1 rRNA gene is annotated in these 703 nt (G+C 55.5%); it reads left to right on the top strand.

Annotated elements, in window-relative coordinates:
• Nucleotides 1-74: 74 nt before the first annotated feature.
• Nucleotides 75-703: ribosomal RNA gene (locus tag Psi02_RS39815) — 23S ribosomal RNA — on the top strand; the annotation flags it as partial.

The following is a 703-nucleotide window of genomic DNA, read 5'->3' as shown; positions in this document are numbered from 1 at the left end:
GGGTGTCGTGGTGCGGGGTGGGCTGGTTTCTGTTTGTTGTTTGTGAATTGCATAGTGGACGCGAGCATCTTTGTGGCCAAGTTTTTTAGGGCACACGGTGGATGCCTTGGCATCAGGAGCCGATGAAGGACGTGGGAGGCTGCGTTAAGCCTCGGGGAGTCGCCAACCTGACGTTGATCCGGGGATTTCCGAATGGGGTAACCCAGCACCAGTCATGTGGTGTTGCCGCCGTCTGAATGTATAGGGCGGTTGGTGGTAACGCGGGGAAGTGAAACATCTCAGTACCCGTAGGAAGAGAAAACAATAGTGATTCCGTGAGTAGTGGTGAGCGAAAGCGGAGGAGGCTAAACCGTGCATGTGTGATAGCCGGCAGGTGTTGCGTGTGCGGGGTTGTGGGACCCTCTTGTGGTTTCTGCCGAGACCACGGGCAGTGATAAATCGGTGTGGTAGTCGAAGCCTTTGGGATGGGGCGCCGTAGACCGTGAGAGCCGGGTAGGCGAAATCATATCGACTGTTTGGGGTGTTCCCGAGTAGCACGAGGCTCGTGGAATCTTGTGTGAATCTGCCAGGACCACCTGGTAAGCCTAAATACTTCCTGATGACCGATAGTGAACGAGTACCGTGAGGGAAAGGTGAAAAGCGCCCCGGTGAGGGGTCGTGAAATAGTACCTGAAACCGTGTGCCTACAAGCCGTAGGAGCGTA

The organism is Planotetraspora silvatica (assembly GCF_016863315.1).
Lineage (GTDB): Bacteria > Actinomycetota > Actinomycetes > Streptosporangiales > Streptosporangiaceae > Planotetraspora > Planotetraspora silvatica.
This window is presented reverse-complemented; position numbering and strand designations above follow the sequence as displayed.